This is a genomic window from Jeotgalibacillus terrae (assembly GCF_016908195.1).
In the GTDB taxonomy this organism is placed as follows: Bacteria; Bacillota; Bacilli; order Bacillales; family Jeotgalibacillaceae; genus Jeotgalibacillus; species Jeotgalibacillus terrae.
The window spans coordinates 77070-97440 of sequence record NZ_JAFBDK010000003.1 but is presented as its reverse complement, the minus strand read 5'-3'; the positions used below and the strand labels follow the sequence as shown (position 1 = coordinate 97440).

Annotated in this window: 26 protein-coding genes; 16 read left to right on the top strand and 10 right to left on the bottom strand. The window is 42.2% G+C overall.

Going from position 1 to position 20371, the window contains the following annotated elements; all coding sequences use genetic code 11:
- Nucleotides 1-22 precede the first annotated feature (22 nt).
- Nucleotides 23-970 carry an EamA family transporter gene (locus tag JOD21_RS03590; RefSeq protein ID WP_380269991.1) on the bottom strand — a complete coding sequence of 316 codons (948 nt, stop codon included), beginning with the start codon at nt 968-970 and terminating at the stop codon, nt 23-25.
- Nucleotides 971-1415: 445 nt separating this feature from the next.
- On the opposite strand from JOD21_RS03590, the gene JOD21_RS03585 reads away from it, so the two are divergent.
- Nucleotides 1416-1784 (top strand): ArsR/SmtB family transcription factor, encoded by a 369-nt coding sequence (locus tag JOD21_RS03585; protein ID WP_204728293.1) that lies wholly within the window; start codon nt 1416-1418, stop codon nt 1782-1784.
- Between the two features lie 80 nt (nt 1785-1864).
- A complete protein-coding gene (locus JOD21_RS03580; RefSeq protein ID WP_204728469.1) occupies nt 1865-4252 on the top strand; it encodes a heavy metal translocating P-type ATPase in 2388 nt (795 codons plus the stop codon).
- A 74-nt stretch (nt 4253-4326) separates the two neighbouring features.
- Here the strand turns inward: JOD21_RS03580 and JOD21_RS03575 are convergent, their stop codons facing one another.
- Nucleotides 4327-5124 carry a LysM peptidoglycan-binding domain-containing protein gene (locus tag JOD21_RS03575; protein WP_204728292.1) on the bottom strand — a complete coding sequence of 266 codons (798 nt, stop codon included), beginning with the start codon at nt 5122-5124 and terminating at the stop codon, nt 4327-4329.
- Between the two features lie 151 nt (nt 5125-5275).
- On the bottom strand, nt 5276-5968 hold the full coding sequence (locus tag JOD21_RS03570) for an AIM24 family protein (protein ID WP_204728291.1): 693 nt from the start codon (nt 5966-5968) through the stop codon (nt 5276-5278).
- A gap of 165 nt (nt 5969-6133) precedes the next feature.
- Between JOD21_RS03570 and JOD21_RS03565 the strand changes: the two genes are divergently transcribed.
- The 4 genes from JOD21_RS03565 (at nt 6134) to JOD21_RS03550 (ending at nt 8562) form a co-directional block, all read left to right on the top strand.
- Nucleotides 6134-6691 carry a GNAT family N-acetyltransferase gene (locus JOD21_RS03565; protein WP_204728290.1) on the top strand — a complete coding sequence of 186 codons (558 nt, stop codon included), beginning with the start codon at nt 6134-6136 and terminating at the stop codon, nt 6689-6691.
- A gap of 50 nt (nt 6692-6741) precedes the next feature.
- Nucleotides 6742-7776 carry a serine hydrolase domain-containing protein gene (locus JOD21_RS03560; protein ID WP_204728289.1) on the top strand — a complete coding sequence of 345 codons (1035 nt, stop codon included), beginning with the start codon at nt 6742-6744 and terminating at the stop codon, nt 7774-7776.
- 76 nt (nt 7777-7852) lie between these two features.
- Nucleotides 7853-8155, top strand: a complete 303-nt coding sequence (locus JOD21_RS03555; RefSeq protein WP_204728288.1) for a hypothetical protein — start codon at nt 7853-7855, stop codon at nt 8153-8155.
- Nucleotides 8156-8169: 14 nt separating this feature from the next.
- Nucleotides 8170-8562 carry an NUDIX hydrolase gene (locus JOD21_RS03550; RefSeq protein WP_204728287.1) on the top strand — a complete coding sequence of 131 codons (393 nt, stop codon included), beginning with the start codon at nt 8170-8172 and terminating at the stop codon, nt 8560-8562.
- A gap of 50 nt (nt 8563-8612) precedes the next feature.
- Here the strand turns inward: JOD21_RS03550 and JOD21_RS03545 are convergent, their stop codons facing one another.
- The gene (locus tag JOD21_RS03545; protein WP_204728286.1) at nt 8613-9434 is read right to left on the bottom strand and encodes an undecaprenyl-diphosphate phosphatase; all 822 of its coding nucleotides are present in this window, start codon (nt 9432-9434) and stop codon (nt 8613-8615) included.
- Between the two features lie 275 nt (nt 9435-9709).
- Nucleotides 9710-9892, bottom strand: coding sequence for a hypothetical protein (locus tag JOD21_RS03540; protein ID WP_041121755.1), 183 nt, complete (start codon nt 9890-9892; stop codon nt 9710-9712).
- Between the two features lie 478 nt (nt 9893-10370).
- On the opposite strand from JOD21_RS03540, the gene JOD21_RS03535 reads away from it, so the two are divergent.
- The 3 genes from JOD21_RS03535 to JOD21_RS03525 all read left to right on the top strand — a co-directional run bounded on the left by JOD21_RS03535 (nt 10371) and on the right by JOD21_RS03525 (nt 12980).
- Nucleotides 10371-10970 carry a YdhK family protein gene (locus tag JOD21_RS03535; RefSeq protein ID WP_204728285.1) on the top strand — a complete coding sequence of 200 codons (600 nt, stop codon included), beginning with the start codon at nt 10371-10373 and terminating at the stop codon, nt 10968-10970.
- A gap of 275 nt (nt 10971-11245) precedes the next feature.
- Entirely contained in the window at nt 11246-12106 is an 861-nt protein-coding gene (locus JOD21_RS03530; RefSeq protein WP_204728284.1) for an ABC transporter permease subunit, read from the top strand.
- Complete coding sequence (locus JOD21_RS03525) at nt 12096-12980, top strand: ABC transporter permease subunit (protein ID WP_204728283.1); 885 nt, start codon at nt 12096-12098, stop codon at nt 12978-12980. Before JOD21_RS03530 ends, JOD21_RS03525 begins: the two co-directional genes overlap by 11 nt.
- A gap of 137 nt (nt 12981-13117) precedes the next feature.
- On the opposite strand, the gene JOD21_RS03520 is transcribed toward JOD21_RS03525, so the two are convergent.
- Entirely contained in the window at nt 13118-13321 is a 204-nt protein-coding gene (locus JOD21_RS03520; RefSeq protein WP_204728282.1) for a hypothetical protein, read from the bottom strand.
- A gap of 22 nt (nt 13322-13343) precedes the next feature.
- Nucleotides 13344-13868 (bottom strand): DinB family protein, encoded by a 525-nt coding sequence (locus JOD21_RS03515; RefSeq protein WP_041121903.1) that lies wholly within the window; start codon nt 13866-13868, stop codon nt 13344-13346.
- A gap of 142 nt (nt 13869-14010) precedes the next feature.
- Here JOD21_RS03515 and JOD21_RS03510 point away from each other — a divergent pair, with 142 nt between their 5' ends.
- Nucleotides 14011-14220: a hypothetical protein gene (locus JOD21_RS03510; protein WP_235420676.1), complete on the top strand. Its 210-nt coding sequence runs from the start codon at nt 14011-14013 to the stop codon at nt 14218-14220.
- Nucleotides 14221-14402: 182 nt separating this feature from the next.
- On the opposite strand, the gene JOD21_RS03505 is transcribed toward JOD21_RS03510, so the two are convergent.
- Nucleotides 14403-14837, bottom strand: coding sequence for a MarR family winged helix-turn-helix transcriptional regulator (locus JOD21_RS03505; RefSeq protein WP_204728281.1), 435 nt, complete (start codon nt 14835-14837; stop codon nt 14403-14405).
- Between the two features lie 82 nt (nt 14838-14919).
- Here JOD21_RS03505 and JOD21_RS03500 point away from each other — a divergent pair, with 82 nt between their 5' ends.
- The 6 genes from JOD21_RS03500 to JOD21_RS03475 all read left to right on the top strand — a co-directional run bounded on the left by JOD21_RS03500 (nt 14920) and on the right by JOD21_RS03475 (nt 18001).
- Nucleotides 14920-16128 carry an MFS transporter gene (locus JOD21_RS03500; RefSeq protein ID WP_239581353.1) on the top strand — a complete coding sequence of 403 codons (1209 nt, stop codon included), beginning with the start codon at nt 14920-14922 and terminating at the stop codon, nt 16126-16128.
- A 305-nt stretch (nt 16129-16433) separates the two neighbouring features.
- Nucleotides 16434-16874: a PH domain-containing protein gene (locus JOD21_RS03495; protein ID WP_204728280.1), complete on the top strand. Its 441-nt coding sequence runs from the start codon at nt 16434-16436 to the stop codon at nt 16872-16874.
- Between the two features lie 50 nt (nt 16875-16924).
- Nucleotides 16925-17071, top strand: coding sequence for a hypothetical protein (locus JOD21_RS03490; RefSeq protein WP_204728279.1), 147 nt, complete (start codon nt 16925-16927; stop codon nt 17069-17071).
- 39 nt (nt 17072-17110) lie between these two features.
- Nucleotides 17111-17560 carry a hypothetical protein gene (locus JOD21_RS03485; RefSeq protein ID WP_204728278.1) on the top strand — a complete coding sequence of 150 codons (450 nt, stop codon included), beginning with the start codon at nt 17111-17113 and terminating at the stop codon, nt 17558-17560.
- A gap of 48 nt (nt 17561-17608) precedes the next feature.
- Nucleotides 17609-17821: a hypothetical protein gene (locus tag JOD21_RS03480; protein ID WP_204728277.1), complete on the top strand. Its 213-nt coding sequence runs from the start codon at nt 17609-17611 to the stop codon at nt 17819-17821.
- A 42-nt stretch (nt 17822-17863) separates the two neighbouring features.
- Nucleotides 17864-18001 carry a hypothetical protein gene (locus tag JOD21_RS03475; RefSeq protein ID WP_204728276.1) on the top strand — a complete coding sequence of 46 codons (138 nt, stop codon included), beginning with the start codon at nt 17864-17866 and terminating at the stop codon, nt 17999-18001.
- 92 nt (nt 18002-18093) lie between these two features.
- Here the strand turns inward: JOD21_RS03475 and JOD21_RS03470 are convergent, their stop codons facing one another.
- Both JOD21_RS03470 and JOD21_RS03465 read right to left on the bottom strand, forming a co-directional pair.
- The gene (locus JOD21_RS03470; RefSeq protein ID WP_204728275.1) at nt 18094-19611 is read right to left on the bottom strand and encodes a sensor histidine kinase; all 1518 of its coding nucleotides are present in this window, start codon (nt 19609-19611) and stop codon (nt 18094-18096) included.
- Entirely contained in the window at nt 19589-20281 is a 693-nt protein-coding gene (locus JOD21_RS03465; protein WP_204728274.1) for a response regulator transcription factor, read from the bottom strand. Before JOD21_RS03465 ends, JOD21_RS03470 begins: the two co-directional genes overlap by 23 nt.
- Nucleotides 20282-20371: the final 90 nt, after the last annotated feature.

The following is a 20371-nucleotide window of genomic DNA, read 5'->3' as shown; positions in this document are numbered from 1 at the left end:
GAAGCAGATTCACTCAGAGCAGTTAAGCTCTGAGTGGATCTGCTTTTGCTGTTGGTGGAGCTTTAATTGGGCTTTTTTGACTGAATGCCACAAACAGCGTCATTAAAATAATGCACGCTACCCCAACAAATTGATATACACCAAATGGTTCCTGCAGCCACACAACCATCGTTAATACAGCTGAAAGCGGTTCAAGGTTGCCAATCAGGCTTGTCTCTTTTGGAACAAGGTAACGAAGGCTTTCGATATAAAACCAGAATGCAAACATTGTCCCGAAAAGTATAACAAACAACAGATAGGCATAGATCTCAGGAGTGAAGGCCGCAAAATCAGCCTGCCACGGCGGGTGGATGAATGCCATGGAAAGACCGCCGATGATCATGGCCCATCCGACAACAACAATGGAATCGTATTCTTTTAGTAACGGAACAGCATATAACGTATAAAAAGCGAGTGCCACACCTGATAATAGACCCCAGGTGATCGCGGCAACCGGTACAGATAATTGAGACAGGGAGCCATTGGTCAGTAATAGAAATGTTCCTGATAACGCAAGGGTAAAGGTCACAGCATCCTGCCTTGTAAAAACGGTCAGTCTGCGGGTTAGTAAATAGATTATAATCATGACAGGTGCCAGATACTGAAGCAATGTAGCAACAGCGGCATTTCCATGATTGATTGACGCCATATATGTATATTGCACGGCGAGCATACCCGCTAAGCCGAAAACAATCATCTGCATCGCGCTTTTTTTAGAACGCCACACACTGAAGACACGGGAAGCATTTTTTCTGCTTGCCTGAAGCAGCAACAGTAATGTGCCGGCTAAAAGCAGACGAACGGTCACCAGCCAGTTTACATTGATTGAAAAATCCTGAAATAACTTCTGTGCAACCGTCCCGCCAACTCCCCAGAAAATTGCTCCTGCGATCACAAATAGCAGGCCCTTTGTTCTTGTATTCAACACGATTTACCACCTCAATGATCATACGATAGTGTTATCATACTTGAAAAATAGCTGGAAGAATAGAAGTGAATTGGACATGCTTTTGTTTCTTGGATGTCGTATACACGCTCGTGAAGGTCACTTCAACTCAATTGGAGGTCGTATGCACGCCCGTGAAGGTCGTATGCAGCTTCGTGAAGGTCGCATCAGCCTCAGTTTTGGTCGTATGCAGCTTCGCGATGGTCGCATCTGCCCCAGTTTTGGTTGTATAATCGTCCGTGATGGTCGTATCAACCCCAGCTTTGGTCGTATAAACGCCAATAATGGTCGCATCTGCCCAATCTAAGGTCACATCCCAGGTCACAATCAAACATTCAAACAATCATTTGAATATATCGTTGACATCTTCTCATCATCACGCATACACTATAACTAAACAATCAAACAATTATTTGAATGAGGTGCAAATATGGTTAAATCAGCAAACCAACAATCCCAGGATACATGTGAAACGTATTGTTATGACGAAGCTGTAGTGAACAGAGTGCAGCCGAAAATCCCTGAAGCAGAAGGTGTGGAGCTGATCTTCAAGGCGCTTGCAGATGCAACACGAGTGAAAATTGCTTATGCGCTCACACTAGAAGATGAGCTTTGTGTGTGCGATATCGCAAATATCATCGGATGTTCGACAGCGACTGCATCCCATCATCTGCGCCTGCTTAGGAATATGAAGCTTGCGAAATACCGCAAAGAGGGAAAACTGGTATTTTACTCGCTTGCTGATGATCATGTTCGTCAGCTGGTATCTATTGCATTAGTTCATGCGAATGAGGAATAGGGGTGGAAGACTTGCAAAAAACTGAACAGGAAACAAAGGAATTACAGACACCAAGCTGTTCAACTGAAACCGCAAAAGATATGGGTGAAACTTCAGCATCGTGCTGTTCAAATAATGTAACAGAACATGAATCGCCTTCAGATATCATTCATGAAAATGGTCAAGGTGTAAAAACTTTTAGAGTGACTGGAATGGACTGTCCATCCTGTGCACTGACACTTGAAAAAGGCTTGTCAAAAACAAATGGCATTCAATCAGTGAAAGTCAATTACGCTTCAGGAAAAATGGCGGTTGGTGCTGAAAATGATGAGATCTATGATGCGGTTCCCGGTTATGTAAAAAAGTACGGCTTTGAAGCTGAACCTGAGAAGTCTGCCAGTGATCCACATGTTTACAAAGTGACTGGTATGGACTGCAGTTCCTGCGCGGCAACACTTGAAAAGCATCTTGCAGGTAATCCCGGCGTGCAAAGTGTCCGCGTTAATTTTTCAACCGGAAAAATGCATATTGCACATACGCTGACTTCTGATCAGGTGGTCAAAGAAGTGCAAAAATCAGGCTTTGATGCAACGCCTGCGACACTTCGTCATCAAAAGAAAGAAGATCAGAAGACGGTAAGAAAACTTCCAGTTACAACGATTTCCGGTATTCTTTTAGCGCTGGGATTCTTAGGATCTTTCACTGCGATTCCGGAATGGCTGGTGACTGCATTTTACGCTGCAGCAATCATCATTGGCGGATATAAGCCCGCGAGAAGTGCCTTTTATGCAGTTAAAAGCCGCTCACTTGATATGAACGTGCTGATGGTCACTGCAGCAATCGGGGCTGCGATTATTGGGGAATGGTTTGAAGGGGCAACGGTTGTCTGGCTCTTTGCGCTTGGGAATGCGCTGCAAAACCGGTCAATTGAGCGTACGAGAGATTCAATCCGCAGTCTGATTAACCTGACACCGTCGGAAGCTGTGATCAAAACAGCAGACGGCCCGGTAAAAAGAGATGTTGAGGACATTACTATTTCTGAAATCATGATTGTTAAACCCGGCGAGAAGATACCGCTTGACGGTGAAATCGTTGCGGGGATGTCGAGTCTGAACCAGGCACCGATTACAGGTGAGTCCCTGCCGGTTGATAAAGAGCCGGGTGATAAAGTATACGCGGGTACGGTGAATGAAAGCGGCTCACTTGAAGTGAAAGTGACGAGATTGTCGGAGGATACGACAATTGCGCGGATTATTCATTTAGTAGAAGAAGCGCAGGAGAAAAAAGCACCGACGCAGGCATTTATTGACCGCTTCGCTGCTGTGTATACACCAATCGTCTTTATTCTTGCACTGCTCATTATGGTCGTGCCGCCGCTTGCAGGATTTGGTGCGTGGGGTGAATGGTTCTATAGAGGTCTGACGCTGTTAGTCGTCGCCTGTCCGTGTGCGCTGGTAATCTCAACACCTGTTGCAATCGTATCAGCAATCGGCAATGCAGCGCGTAATGGTGTGCTGATCAAAGGAGGCACGTTCCTTGAAAAAGCCGGCGCGATTAGTGCCATCGCTTTTGATAAAACGGGTACGCTGACTGAAGGAAAACCGAAAGTCACGCAGGTTATCGCATTGCAGGATGACAGTGATGCGCTTGTGAGTATTGCAAAAACGATTGAAGAGCATTCAACTCATCCGATTGCACAGGCTGTGATCAGCTATGCGAATGAAAGAAATATTTCGTCTCAAGCAGGAAGTCATTTCAGTGCGATCGCCGGTAAAGGTGCAACGGCAGTGATTGACGGCACTGAATATTTTGCAGGGAAACCTAAGCTGTTTAGTGAAATGGGTATTTCAACAGCAGACATTGATGAACGGATTGACGTCATGCAAAGTGAAGGGAATACGCTGGTTGCAGTTGGTACACGCGATCGCATCCTTGGACTGATCGCAGTAGCTGATACAGTGCGTGACATTACTGTTCATTCGATTGAAAAGCTAAAGCAGGCAGGTATTGGTGAAATGGTTATGCTGACAGGTGATAATGAAGGTACAGCGAAGAAAATGGCTGCTGAAACAGGTGTAACCCGCTATTTTGCTGAGTTGATGCCTGAAGATAAAGTAACCGCTGTGAAGAAGCTTCAGGATGAAGGAAAGCAGGTAGCGATGGTTGGGGACGGTATTAACGATGCGCCGGCTCTTGCAACAGCTGATCTCGGGATTGCCATGGGTGGTGCCGGAACTGATACAGCCATGGAAACAGCGGATATTGTCCTGATGGCTGATAACCTCGAAAAGCTGCCGCACACGATCCGCCTGAGCAGAAAGGCGATCAAAATCATTAAGCAGAACATCTGGTTTTCACTCATCACAAAGCTTGCAGCACTTGTCCTGATTTTTCCAGGCGTGCTGACGCTTTGGATGGCGGTTCTGAGTGATACAGGTGTTGCACTGATTGTGATATTGAATAGTATGAGATTGTTAAGACAGAAATAAGTAAAAGCAGATCCTGAGTGTGGGATCTGCTTTTTTACGGTTTGAGCGTAGAATAGGGTCTGACCCGCCTCTACCTAAAACAACACCCTGACCTTCACCAAATCCACAATACTTCCATCATTAGCACTTCTTGCATAGACCCACAGTTCCCCCGTTTGAGCAGAAGGGTTACGGTTGAATATAATCGGGATCGAGTAAGAACCGAATGCAGGTCCTCCGGCAGACGCCTGGATCGGTGATTCATTGGTTACTGTTGTGCCGGCAGCATCAACAATTTTGTAGAGAATGGCTCCTTCAAAGGCGCGGGCAAACCCGGAAAGAATCGTTCCCTGGCGGATTCTCGTTCCGGGGAATGGACTGAAGACAACTATATTTCCAGATGAAGGAAGCGGGATCAGCAGACGATATCCCGGAAAAATAACATCCGGTGAAAATCCGGGGCGCTGTTCGTTTGCCTGAAGCAGGGCAGTCAGAGATGTTCCGAACCAGGCAGCAATCCGGTTGAGTGTATCCCCGGGTTCAACCTGATAGACAAATGCAGGAACAAGAAGCCTTTGGTTTACATAGATCAATCCGGGGTCAGTCAGCTGTGAGTTAATGCCAAACAGTAAATCGACAGTGGTGGAATAACGCTGAGCGAGGCGATAGAGGTTATCACCCGGTGCCACGATGTGGTTTGTCTGAGTTGTTCCGGGAGTTGTCACGATGAGCAGCTGCCCGGGAAAGATCAGACCCGGATCTGTAAATGGCGGGTACAGTGCATTAGCAGACTCAATATCAGCAACGCTGCTCCCCAATCGCAGCGCAATTGAATACAGGGTATCCCCGGGCTGAACAGTATAGACATAGTGCATACCATTAACAATCGGCATATTTTCACTCCTTAGCAGGGCGGTGACATATTCTATTTAGGGTATTCAGCTGGTTGGGGTGTGGTGATTAGAGAGAAATTCATGGGGGGAGAGAAAATAAAAGCCATCATACCACTGATTTTTCAATGGTATGATGGCTTTATAAAATAACCTAACTCTGCTGTGCCTGATACACTTCCTCATAAGGCTGAACAACAACAAATCCGTTACCTGAAAATTTCATCTGTACAGACTCTCCGCTGCCCCGTCCGAAGAAGCTCTTTAACTGAACATCCGTTACGAATTCAGGCTCAAGGTTACCTGACCATGCAACTGTTGCGTTCGGGTCAGTGAATACTGGCTTATCAGGTGTTACGTGTAATGTGAGCGGCTCGTAATGGGAAGTGAAAGCAACAAGACCCTGACCTTCAAGACGTACGTTAAACAATCCGCCAGCCATCATCCCCGCTACGCGGCGCATCAGTTTAATATCCCACTCAAGTCCATCCTGAAATGCAAGCAAATCATTCCCGTTGATGAAAATACTCTCGCCTTCAAGGTCCAAAACTGTGATCTTTTTACCCATATCAGCTACATAAAGCCTGCCCTGACCATTCGCTTTCATCAACTGAGCACCCTCGCCACTGAAAGCTTTTTTGACAAACTTCCCCAGACCATGCTCAAGCATGCCTTCCCGTTCGAATTTGATATTTCCATCGTACGAAATCATAGAGCCGGCTTTCGCCCAGACCCGACCATTTAAGTTCACTTCAAGCATACGGTCAGTCTCAAGCTCAAAAAAATCACGCGCACTTTCCTCCTGCTGTGTTTCCTGTACAAACTGTCTGATCGAATACTTTGACATTGAAATTCCTCCTTGGTTTGGATAACTATGTATACGGTTGAAAAGGTAATCAGGTTTCGTTTTGTTAGAAACCGTTACCTTCACACCCTAACATACTTACAAATGAAGGAATTCACACCACAAAAAGAGAATATCAAATGAATGACATGAACAGGAGTTGTTTTTATGGAAGTCAAAGATATTTTTAGTGATTTACCACCACTTGAAACTGAGCGGCTGGTATTGAGAAGGTTAACGATAGATGATCTTGAGGATATGTTTCATTATGGATCGAATGATGAAGTGACGAAGTATGTGACGTGGGATACGCATCAGACGAAAGCAGACAGCAAAGCGTTTATTGAGTTTGTTCTGAATCGATATGAAAACGGACAGGTAGCCCCATGGGGAATTGAACATAAAGATAACGGAAAGCTGATTGGCACAGTGGATTACGTGTCCTGGCAGCCTGGAAATCATACTGCTGAAATTGGTTATGTTATTTCACGGGACTATTGGGGACAGGGGATTGCAACGGAGGCTGTGAAGAGGATCATTGCTTTTGGTTTTGAAAAGATGGCACTCGTCCGTATTCAGGCGAGGTGTTTTCCAGAGAACACCGGCTCAGAAAGAGTGATGCAAAAAGCGGGGATGTCGTATGAAGGTACGATGAGAAAAAGTCTGTTTATCAAAGGGAAGCACTGGGATGGGAAGATGTATTCTATTTTGAGAGAAGAATATTAATTGGGAAATCTGTTAGTCAACAGATTTTAAAAAGTGGGGCGGATTTTTTAATGAATATCACTACAACACAGGACTCATTTACAGAGATCACAGCTTATACAGAAAAAATCAGGCAGGACATGCATGCGTCCGGTTCAGCATTACTGATCATGAAAGATAATCGGATCGTACATGAATCGTATGCAGGTGCCCATCATTTTCAGGAAGGGGCTAAAAGCATCAATGCCGCTTCACAATTCAATGTGTATTCAGTCAGAGTGACGTACATAGGTCTGGCAGCAGCGATTGCTGTACACAATGGTGATCTGAACCTTGATGATAAAATCAGCTTTTATCTGGATGATCTTGATGATGAAGTCCTTGGAGAAAGCACGCTCAGGCATTTGTTAACGCGATGCACTGGTCTGAAAATAAAAAACAATGCGGCAAAACGTCTTTTTGAAGCGGGAACGAATATCGAAGGAAAGCAACCCGATATTGTGGCACGTATCATACATAAAGTGACTGGCCGAACAGTACACGGCATTTTGACAGAAAGCGTATTTAAACCGTTGAACATGACTCAGACAGAGTGGGTCACTGACAGCAAGCGTAATCTGGTATGTGACATTCATTCTCCTGAGAGTTTCCCTTCGCTGAGACTGGGGTCAAATGAGGGTGATGAAAGAAACTTATATGTGAGTGCCAGAGAATTGGCATGCTGGGGGAACCTGCATTTACATAAAGGGTTCATCGAAGGGAAACAAATCTTGCCGAGAGAAGTATTTGATCTGGCTGTTAAGGTTCAGAGTCCTGATACGATGCCTGATCACTTACCGAAGCATGGTTTTTTCTGGTGGGTGAAGCATGATGAAGTTTCTTATGAGTTTGATGAACTGGGTTCGAATCTGCCGGAAGGTTCTTATCAGATTCTGGGTGCGTCGGGATGTTCCTGTACGGTCATTCCGGATTTAAATGTTGTAGCTGTCAGAATGTATAACAGTTTATATACTGATGAGCTTGAAAAATTTGATTACATCAGGGATATTAGAACATTCGGAGATTTAGTAGTATCGGGTATTAAAAACGAAACAACTCAGGTCTAATCATGGGCTACTATAAATGGTCATATATTTTCATAATAGAACCCTACATGTGTGATATGTAGAAAGGAGTCCATTGATGAAAAAAGCTTTCATGATCTTACTCATATTAGCAGTATTGACAGGAGCAGGTTTTGGATCGATGAAAGTGGTGCAGGCAAGTGTTGAAAAAAGTGTGATTGAGTATTTAATTAATGAAAAGAATATTCCGGAAAATCAAATCGTCTTCAGTGAATCTTTTATAGCAAATCTGCCTGGTGATAAAAACTGGATGGTCAGTATCAGGCTGAAGGATGATGCTAAAACTTACTATTATTACAGAAGCAGCGGGAAGATTGTGCTGGAATCTTATACGGAAAGCGGCGTTGAGTACGTGCAATAGAATGGGGTTGTCTTATGAAGAAGTGGTCAGGTGCAGCAGCTGTCTGTCTTAATGAACACAATGAAGTGCTAATGGTAAAAAGTGTCCATTCCAATGCCTGGGCAGTACCTTCAGGAGGGATCGAATCAGGTGAAACGCCTGAAGCGTGCTGCATAAGAGAAGTGATGGAAGAGACAGGGTATGAAGTGGAAATCATTGATCATCTATTCGTCAAAAAAACAGTGATTAAAGAAATAAATGTAGAAACTCATTATTTTAAAGTTAAAAAGATTGGAAACAGCTGTGGGATTGAGGATCCTGACAATCTGATAGAGAAAGCGGAATGGAAGTCTTATACTGATGTTAAGCGGTTGGAACATATGTATCCTGAAGACGAAGAACTGCTTTTAAAAGAGATGAAAGTATAAAAAAGTGAACACCCTATGTTTCAGGTGTTCATTTGATGAAAGTAAATCAATTAAAAGTAGAGTATATAAATAACAGCGGCCAGAATAATTCTGTAAATCGCAAAAGGAATCAGACGGATCCGGTTAATCAGCTTCAAAAAGAATTTGATTGAGATCAGTGCAAAGACGAAAGCGCTGATAAAACCGATTGTGAAAAATGGCAGCATATCGATCGTGAAGTACTCCCATTTACTCAATAACGAAATCGCACTTGCACCCATCATAATCGGGACAGCCATGATAAAAGTGAAATCTGCAGCAGCTCTGTGACTGAGTCCAAGCAGCACACCACCTGAAATCGTTGACCCGGAGCGTGAAAATCCAGGCCATAGCGATAAACACTGAATTAACCCAATTGAAAATGCCTGACGATAGGAAATCTGATCAATTGTTTCAATTTTGACTTTCTTCCCGCTGACCAGATCAGCCGCTATCATTAAAAAGGCACCAACAACCAAACCGATCAGAACGGTCTCAAGTGAAAATAAGTGCTCATCAATATAATCCTCGAACAGCAGCCCGAGTACTCCGGCTGGCAGCAGTCCTATCAACACATGTGACAATCGCAGTTTATTCTGTCGGCCTCGCGTGCTTGTATGTAAACCAAGTAAGTCTGCAATACGTTGACGAAAAACGACGACTACGGCGAGAATTGAACCAAGTTGAATCACGATTTTAAAAGTATTTGCCACCGGACTTCCTAAAAATTCAGAAGATCTCAGCCACAAATCATCTACCACAATCATATGGCCGGTTGAGGAAACAGGCGCAAATTCCGTTAACCCTTCAACTAACCCAAGTAAAAAAGCTACAAACAGTTCCCACGCACTCATACTGTGCAATCTCCTTTTTAACATAAAGTGATGTAATGAATTGGAAAAGAAAATCATACTTTATTTTTTATGGGTTTGAAAGGTGAATTAGACCTGTATGAAAACTTATTTTCTGAAAGTATGGGAGGGCCGATTCGTGGTTTGTAACATGGAGAAAGTTCTTCAGTTCCTTGTTGCAAACGAAGATAGAGGATACCCCTTTTTTGTAACATAAAGAAATAGATGTTCTGCTTGGAACAATATAAACCCACGAAAAAAGGCATGACTGGTTATGATTAAAACCAGCTGCCTTGTAGTAAAGAAATCGTCAAAATCAATGTAGTCACAGAACCGGCGGACATTAATGTAAACACTTTTTTCTTGTTGTGAATTTTTTTGTCATTAACAGGCTTGATCAGTTCATATGATACTGCACACCAGATTAGAGCTGAAACGATCGCTGTGATTGTGATAAACATACCTTCACTCCTTCTGACGTCAGGTCTCCTGGCGTCTTTTTTTCATAAACGTTAGCCCCACTATGAGCAGACCGACAATATTCAATACGAGCATGATTATGTAATAAGTAGACGCTGAACCCTGAAGCAAATAAGTGAGGTATCTGCCTGCATTCAGGGTTAAAAGAATGATTAGGAGAATATCTATTTTGCTCATCATACCAACATCCTTTTTGAAGAGTAGTAACTATATTTACATTTACGTATCGGTGGAGATAAAGTTTCATCTAAATGAATTCACCCTATAATAAGTGTGCTGACTGTTATAGTAACGCTGACCTTATCGATTTTTCTAGTGCTGGTTTTAATTGTGGGGCGTTTGATGTCGGCTGGATGAGACGCTGATTTGGATATAGAGCGGAAATGTGCCGAATTAATCATATTTTTCAGCTGTGCGGGTAAAGACATAATATAAATGATTAATTTGGATGGTGATTTGATGAAGAAATATTCATACTTAACAGCAGCTTTTACGATGAGTACGGCAATGATTTTAAGTGGCTGCAGCGGAAGTGACGAAGAAGCTTCAGCAGACGAGGAAGACATTGTAGAGACAGCTGAATCGGGAAATCCTCAGCCTAATGAAGCATTCAGCGACATTGATATTACCGGTGATGGAGAAATTCCTGAGGGACTAGAAATGGCTGAAGATCCTGCTTTTGCAGAGGGAGATACAGTCACTATAAATGCTTCTCATTTCCCCGGTATGGAAGGTGCTGAAGGGACAGTAGTTGGTGCCTATCAGACAAATGCATATAGTATTTCCTATGAACCTTCAGATGGTGGTGACATGGTTGAGGACTATCACTGGGTAATTGATGAAGAAACTTTTTCAAGTTCACTTCAAGCACCTTATGAAGAAGGGGCTGAAGTAGAAATCACTGCACAACGAGTTGATGGAATGTATGGTGTCATGGCTGAGATTCATTCAGTTCAGGAAGATGCAACTGTCTATATGGTAGACTTTTCTCTAACAGATCGTGAAGAGACTGTGCTGAATTACAAATGGCTTGCAGAAGATGAATTGTCAGCTCAATAATTTTTTCTGGCGGTATCCTTTTAAAAGGGTACCGTTTTTTAGGTCTTTTGATGAAACTGACAAGTACAGAAGCTGATCATCCAACAGGATTAAATAGAAAATAAGGGCAATGAAGTCATTTATTGCATGTTATAGTATAAAGGTTAAATAAATTCTATCACTATAACATGAGAACAATTTATAGATGTAAGAGGAGGCGTCTCTCTATCAGGGCGGAAAATGAACCACTATACATAAGTATCGCCACACAACTAAAAAAGGCACCCGGTTCAATCATGAGCTTTATATTAAAAACAATTGTTATATTAATCAGCACTTGCAGCATTGCTTCTCTGCCTTATCTTGTGGGAAGTTTTAACGCTGCAGGTGACTCTTTCGGATTTTACCCCATTGAATATATCAAAGAAATCGGTACAACATTGATCGGCTTATTCAATTTCTATGTGCTCGAAGAAACAACCTTTGATGGTATTCGGGTTAATATTGATTATCTGCTAGAAGCGTATCAATATTCAATGTCATTATTGATGATCGCACTTTTTATTTCATTTACAGCCGTTCTCGTGATGTTATATGGATATCATTTTCTGAGCGGGAGAATGAAAAAGGCGGTTAATTGGCTGCTTGTTTTGCTGGATTGCATCCCGGACGTTTTATTAATTGTCCTGTTTCAACTTGGCGTGATTTATTTGTATCAGACGACTGGTTTTAAGCTGTTTCAATTGTATGGAATCGGGGATCCCGTCTATCTGTTACCAATCATTTGTTTAAGTCTTACACCAACGATTCTGCTGTTAAAAATGTCGTTGACGATTAAGGATGAAGAGTCTGAAAAATTGTACGTCGATTTTGCTTATGCTAAAGGGGTAACCAGGTCAAACGTATTTCTGGTGCATATGCTCAGAAATATGCTGCTTTCTATTACTAATCACTTCAGTCTCATTTATTGGATCATGCTTTCGAGCCTGATTATGATTGAGTATTTATTTGTTATTCAGGGTTTTACATTAATATTGTATAAGGTAAACGATAGTATACTGCTGGCAGTAGCCATCCTGCTATTCCTGCTTCCTTACCTGCTCCTGAATTGGCTGTTTAGTAAGCTACACAGGAGGTTAGTGACTGATGAAGAATAAATCCTACATACTGATCCTGATCCCCTCCGCACTTTTCCTGCTGGTCGCGGCAAGCTTTATCTATGAGTGGGGTTTTAACGAAGATACTGAAGTTGCATCATACCAGACTAATGAGGCAGGAGAAATATTAACTCATCCCTATCCACCTTCATTTGATCATCCGCTTGGAACAGACAGGAAAGGGCAGGACCTGCTGCTTAGAATATTGAACGGGGCGAAGTATACGATTTTATTTGTACTTAGCGTGGGATTGGTCAGAATGATAGCGGGTATGTTGCTGGGGGCGTTACTGACATTTATGCCGAAACGGATAAAAGATTTCGTGCAGCTGTTTTTAACACCTTACGTCAATGTACCAGCATTTATCCTGGTATACTTTCTGGCTTATGTTTTCTTCGCCGTTCCAACCGATGATGGAGGATTACAGCTTATTTTCATTCAATTCGTGATTCTGACATCTGTCGGCGTCCCCTCATTAGTACTCCTGTTTTCAAATGAATTTCAGGACGGATTGAAACATGAATATATTCAAGCCTCTTATCAGCTTGGCGCAACCAAAAAGCATATTGTCATCAGGCATTTGCTCCCTGTTCTCAGAAACCGGTTCACGATCGTGTTCCTGCAGCAGATCATCGCCTCATTAATTTTACTGATTCATCTTGGCGTGTTCCGGATTTATATTGGTGGACAGGCAGAAGGGTCAGTCAGTTTTGACGAGGAAATACTTCTATCAAAATCAGGAGAATGGGCCGGTATGATCGGTCAAAGCGTCTTTGATATCGTAACAGCCCCGTGGATTGTGCTGGCACCGGGCATGGCGTTTGTCTTATTGATTGTCATGCTTAATACGATGATCAGGTTGATTCGGGTGTAGGCTGCTGAGTGTATTAGTATTAGCATGGGTACTTGCACTTTGGGGACGGAGGTTAGAGTTGCATGAAATGTGCAGGGAGGGGACAGGCTTGACCTTTTTAGTCATCTCTGTCCCTAAGATGCACATCTTATCGCACTTTAACCTTCGTCCCCAGCATGTTCATGACGCTCAAACCGGCCAAAAATCCATCTATAAACAAAATAATAAAGAACCGCTAAACCCAGTTCCACTGTAATATAGAGGATGCCCTGTACAACGCCATCCTTGGGCATGTACATACTGTAGTAGTATGAAAGTGTACTTCCTGTCGCCAGGATATAGAGAATTTTTAATAACCTCAATTGTCTCACCATTCTTTCACAATTACTGATTCTTATTTACCATCATTCTTTTAATTACTCTGATCTGCCCGCGATGGTTGATCTCGTCTTCCATCACGTGGTACCAGAGCCAGTATTTATTATTGGAAACGCCGTTACCCCATATGTCTTCTTCAAATAACCATTCTTCATTCTTGGAGCTTAAAATTGATAACGTCTTTTCTCTCATTTCAGCCAGTAGATTAATATAGTAGTCAACGGGATTTCCGCTGACCTCTTTACTTGCTTCAGGACCAAGAAACAATGCTGTTTTCCACTGGGCCATTTCTCGATCAGTCAGATCTCGATTTTCATGGGTAATCACCTGATGGACAAATTCAACTGAAGTAATATGCATCAGCAGTGAACCGATCGAATTTGAGCCTTCATAAGCGATAAAATCCAGGTCAGACTGACTCAAATCTTTAATGTCCTCAAGCAGAACATCTCTGGAATAGGTCATCATTGAAACAAGTTCACCAATCTTTCCATCAAAACCATTTCTCTGTCTGATTGTAAAATCCATAATCAGCCTCCAAAGATCAATATAGAGACTATCATAACAGTAAAAAAATGGTGAACAAGACTGATATAGCATTTTTTTACATGCTATAATTGATGTGAATTAGCCTTTAACCATGACGTTTTATGTATGGAAGGCGGAGATGTGTGTGGATAGTAAAGGTGCAAAGCTCGATAAGAGGAAAGAAAGCTGGAAGTTTTGGGATGCCGTTTTCACCTCAGGACTCGCATCCTTATTCAAAGATACTCAAGAAGCCCGGAATGATGATGTGCTATTCAGGAGCTGTCTTTTGCAGCTGCTGTTCGGCGTTATTTTTGCGGGGGTTTTGTTTGCAGTGGTGTTCTGGTTGATAAACTGATAATGATAAAAAAAACGATGCTGACTATTTTAGGACAGCATCGTTTTTTCTAGTGCTGCTATGTCAATTTGGGGACGGAGTAAAAATGATATGAGATGTGCATATTGAGGACAGTTTATTGTTAAAACATCTTCCAGAAGTGCATATTTCACTGTGCTATAATCTCTGTCCCAACTTGGATATCATACGCCCTCAATATTCCTGTTCATCTTCTCCAAAACCCTTCTGTATACTTCAAGTTCTTCATCAGTAATGTCTTTTAGAATCCGATCTTCATACACATCTTCGAGGAAGGGAAGGAGCTGGTTTTTCAATTCGATTCCTCTTGGTGTGATAAAGACGCTGAATGATCTTCTGTCTGTGTGGTGTTTTTCTTTTCGTGCAAGTTCTTTTTGTTCAAGGATATCCAGAATTCTTGTGATGGATGGACGGTCTTTGTCTGCGAGGACGGCGAGTTCTTTTTGGGTGATGCCATCATTTGCAGCGAGTCTCTTTAGCACGATCCACTGTTCAGGGGTGATGTCGAATTGCTTCAGTTCTGTTGTGAGAAAACGGATGATGGCTTTAATGGTGTGACTGGTATAGATCCCGATATGTTCATCTTTTTCTTTATACATATAATCACCTGCTTGAAAGTATTAAATTAGTTGTTTAGTATATAGTTAGTATAGAAACTATTTTAGCAAAGAAGGGTTTAGGTTGAAAGATATTTCGAATGAGGCGATTTGGACAAAGCCTTTTTTTATTGCATTGATTAATAATTTTTTAGTTTTTATGGTGTTTTATTCATTGATGACTGTGCTGCCGGTTTTTGCAGTGGATCGTCTTGAAAGAACTGAAACAGAAGCTGGTCTGATGACAACGATGTTTCTGGTATCTGCAATCATTATGCGTCCTTTTGCAGGTAAAATCATTGAAGCACTGGGTAAGAAGCGGACACTTGTGATAAGCGTATTCTTTTTCAGTATATCGACCGTGCTTTATCTGGTGGCAACAGATTTTACGTCATTATTATTTCTCAGGCTTTTTCATGGCATCTGGTTCAGTTTAACAACGACTGTCCTGATGGTTATTGCAGCAGATATTGTCCCGGATCACCGTAAAGGGGAGGGGCTAGGTTACTTTGCGATGTCAATGAATGTTGCTGTTGTCGCAGGACCGTTTTTAGCGCTTGGGCTGCTTTCATTTATTGATTATATTGAGTTGTTTGGCGTGCTGGCCGCTGCGATCTTTCTCGCATTCGGAGCTTCATTTTTTGTGAGAAAAGAAGAAAGTTCAGCGGTGACTGTTGATTGGAAAATAAAGTGGAGTGACCTGATTGAACTGCGTGCGATGCCAATTGCGATGATTGGGTTTTTAACATCTTTTGCATATGCGTCAATTATGTCATTCATCACGATCTATGCAAATGCACTCGATCTGTTTGATTACGTCGGCCTGTTTTTTGTTGTATTTGCAGTAGTGATGATTGTATCCAGGCCTTTCACTGGACGGCTCTTTGACAGTGGAGGACCTGATTACGTGATCTATCCATCACTGTTTTTATTCGCTGCAGGGTTGATCCTCCTCAGCTTTGTTCAGTCAGCCATTCTTCTCTTAATCGCAGCAGCATTGATTGGGCTTGGATACGGAGCGCTGCTTCCTGCTTATCAGACAATGGCCATTCAGTCAGCACCGAAAAGTAGAACAAGTCATGCAACATCGACTTTTTTCATTATGTATGACCTTGGGATTGCAACAGGTTCAGTCATGCTTGGAGTTGTTTCTTCCGCACTCGGCTTTAGCGGATTATATATCACTGCAGGGATCGTGATACTGGCAGCAATTATGCTTTACCGATTCCTCAGAACGAAAAAAAGAGCCGGTCTATATGCTGTACAGGCGAAAAGCAGAGAGAACTCTTTATAAGAACAGATCCGGTCAATGTGCCGGATCTGTTTTTTGATGAGCGGGCACACCAGGGGAGGTTTTTAGTGTGTTATTTTATTCACGTTCTTATGAAGGCACAGTAAGCTCCGTCTACCCTGTGCCGCTTGATAAATAAATCAGGGTCTATTATCACGAGTGAAGACGTATGGGGAAGATAGGCTGGAGGAATTATGCTGGATATTAAAAAATAAACAAGACAGGATGAAACTTGCCGCCTCTTGTTACGTAGTAAATATAACAAATAATTTATTGGAGAAATTGACATGTATTTTAGAGGAGGCATCATGACTTTTCGATCGAAAATTGATCAATCATATAAAGTACTCATGTTTATAGCAGTCTTCATAACAGGTATAGCGACACTGTTTCCAATATTCATTGATGATAAGCTTGACCAAATTGGTGTCATCATTTTGATTTCAATCTTTGTAGGCACGGTCTGTTTCCTATTATGGACAGTATTTTCTATTAAATATATTTTATTTGAAGACTATCTGCTGGTTAAAGGGGGTCCATTCCGAAGCAGGATCCGTTATGAAGATATAACTAAAATTGCGCGCACACATGATCTGGTGACAGGGTATCGATTGACAATGTCCTCGGACAGCATTGAAATTTTTTATCGAACTGCGGTTTTTGGCAGTGTGAAGATTTCACCTGCAGCCTTAGATGATTTTTTAGAGGAGATCAGCAGGCGCTCACCGAATGTTAGAATAGACATGTAATAATTGGGTTTTTAGGAACTTTTATAAAAATGATATTGAAGGAAAAAACGATGTCTGCATTTGCAATGATAGCGATTGTGCTTATTTTATTTATCAGCTCAATCACAATTGAGAAATATCTGAAGGGAAATAATCGTCAGAATGTAGAGATTTTCCGTCTATTAAAAGAATTAAATAGCAAGTCAGATAACGGATAGATCATTTGACCAAAACGTTCAGAAGTAGGTGAGATTCAAATGAAAAATGTCTTGTCATTCGCACTAACTGCTCTGCTTTTATTAACCGGCTGTACTTTCGGTGATCCGGATTACTATACCCTCTTTATTTTTCAGGGGGAGAGTGACAGCTGGAGAGCTGAACTTGAATATGTGGCTAATCATGAAGGGGATCATCCTGAAGATAAACTGCTGTTAACATACATTGGGGAAGACACTAAAGGAGAGGCTGAGATCTTTGTCGTTGATACTGATATCCGCGAGCGCATCAAGTTTCAGCCGCATGCAGAAACTCTTCAGGTTCTAGAAAGCAGTGAATTAAGAGAATTGATCAGTGCTAACACAGGTGAGGATGACAGGATCACTGAAGAGATTGATCTTATTGTCAGATGGGACGGGAATGAAGAAACAGTGGCGCTGAGCTATCATACAGCGGTGAAAGAAGATGAAGGGATTACATGGTTTGATTAACCTGATGCAATTCAGTACATAGTATTGAACATTGAGGGAGGTAGTCATATGAAAATTGTTGGATCTGCTGCTCTTTTTGTTATGCTTTTTTTATCCGCCTGCCAGCAGGAGGCCACACTCAGTATCAGCGAGGTAGAATCCGTACCTGACCATATTCAGGAAGCTGTACAGTCTGAAGAAAGAATACAGTTTGTTCAGGAGGAGGCTTACGCGTATTACATTGCTTTCAGGTCTGCTGGTTCAGTAGAAGCGGGACTTTAAACAGAAGATGATACGCTTTTCATTCAGTTTGAAGAAACGGAAGTGCAGGGAGAGGCTGAACAACAGTACACATATCTCCTGAATACAAAGCCTGAGCATGAAGTGCTTGATGTGCAGGTGAACGGTGAGTCTGTGCCAATTGATCAGATAATCGTAACAGAGGGTTCGTACGAGGAGTAAGCAGGGGATTCATCAATTATATTTTGCAAAATGGCATATAGATACAGAAAAGCGGCACAGAATATAATCGCTGTGCCGTCTTTCTATTTACTTCAGGCAGCGAGCCTGATCGTCACTTTGAATAAATCCCCGTCAGCATCAAGGTCAAAATCACCGCCATGCAGATCAATGATAGATTTTGCGATAGCAAGACCGAGACCGGAGCCTTCAGTGTGCCGTGACTCATCCCCGCGTTTGAACCGTTCAAACAACTCATCAATATTCCCATTTAATTCATAGGCTGAAATATTTCTGAATGTGATGACATTCATGCTGCCGGCAGGTTCGAGATGAATATACACTCTGGTGTTTGGAAGAGAATACTTCATCATATTGCTAATGAGGTTATCAAATACACGCCAGATTTTCTGACCGTCAACGTGGGCGGGCAAAGGGTGATCCGGCTTGGTGACCCGCAATTGAAGCGTGCTTTCTTCGATGGCTTCGCTGTGTTCAGCAAGTGATTGTTCAAGCAGCTGATTCAGATCCACCTTTGTTTTGCTCAGCTCAATACTCCCGCTGGCCATTTTTGACGCTTCAAATAAATCCTCAATCAGCATTTTCAGCCGTTTCGATTTCTGATCAATAATACCAACGTACTGATTACGTTCTTCATCTGTCAGCATCTGATCTTTCAACAGCTGGGTGTACGTCATGATAGAAGTGAGCGGTGTGCGCAGGTCATGGCTGACATTTGTGATCAGTTCAGTCTTCAGGCGTTCACTTTTCGCCTGCTCTCTTTTAGAAATATTCACATCCTGCTTGAGCTGATTGATATGAGCTGCATGTGTTGCCAGCGCAGATTTCCCTTTGACTTTCAAATCCTCAGTCACACTGCCTTCAGAAAGAGCGGCTGTTGCAGCAGTGATCTTATTAAAGTCTCCGGTTCTTTTTAAAATGATTAACAGCAGGATGAAGGCGGTTGTTAAAATAGGTAAAAGGATAACGGGCAGTATGAAAATATTCAGTCCAATCCCCACGATAGCAGCAACTGTAGAGCCGCCGGAAAAAAACACAAATCCCAGAATCAGCACAACTTGTGTGCCGGTGCGTTTATTTAAAAATGCCTCTTTCATGACCTGATAAGACCGAAAAAGAATGGTATCGTGCAAATCAGTTTTTAGATCAGACCCGTACTTCAGCCGTCTCACAAGATATGTAATCTGTATAACTGTCATGCCTGTTACAACAATGCCAAATAATGAATAGGTTATTAAATAGTAGATGATATCCGGAAAGTACCTCGCAGAAATAAATGATGGTGACTCCAAGTGTGTTGTTGTGATGAAAAAAGAAATGATTAACACAAATGCAGCAGCATCGAGTGGTATCCGGTTATAATTTTTCTGCCATTTCTCAGGTGCAAGCAGATCAGCAAAATAGATGTTCTTCTGCCATACATACAGTGTCAGCAGCGCTGTCAGGCACGCTCCAAGGTAAATCCAGTAATAGAAAGGCTGCTCTGTAAAATAGTAAAGACGATTCCATGCGTGTAATATGCCCCCCGCACCGTAAGACAGCAGCAATAGCCAGACCAGCAGCAGTGATTTATTTTTCAATTTTATATCCAATGCCCCATACCACCTTTAAATATCTCGGATTTTTCGGATTGATTTCAATTTTTTCTCTGATCTTTCTGATATGTACTGCGACTGTATTTTCTGCGTTGAATGAAGGTTCCTTCCACACTTTTTCATAGATCTCATCTATTGAAAACACGCGGCCCGCATGAATCATCAGCAGTGACAATATTTTTAATTCAATCGGTGTGAGCCTGACCGGTTCACCGTCAACAGTGACCTGTTTTGCCTCCTGATCCAGCACCAGTCCGTTCACGCGTACGGTATCACTTTCTTCTTCAAATTGGCCGAAAGTCACGTATCTTCTAAGCTGTGACTTCACACGGGCAATCAGTTCAAGCGGATTGAATGGCTTTGTTACATAATCATCTGCTCCGATCTGAAGCCCGAGAATTTTATCTGTATCCTCACTTTTTGCGCTTAGCATAATAATCGGGATATTACGCTGCTCCCTTATTTTAAAAGTGGCAGTGATGCCATCCATTTGCGGCATCATAATATCAAGCAGAATCAAGTGGATTTCATGCTCATCAAGTGCTGCGATCGCCCCGATTCCGTCCTTTGCCTGAATGACCTGCAGGCCTTCATTTTTTAGATAAATTTCAATGCCATCTCTAATTTCTTTATCATCATCAACTACTAAAACTGTATGATTAGTCATCTTGCATTCCCCCTTTCCGAAGTATATCACTGCAGCCGGCTGTGACTTAAGTATAGTAAGAAAATCTTAACAATTAGTGCGGGTAAAAAT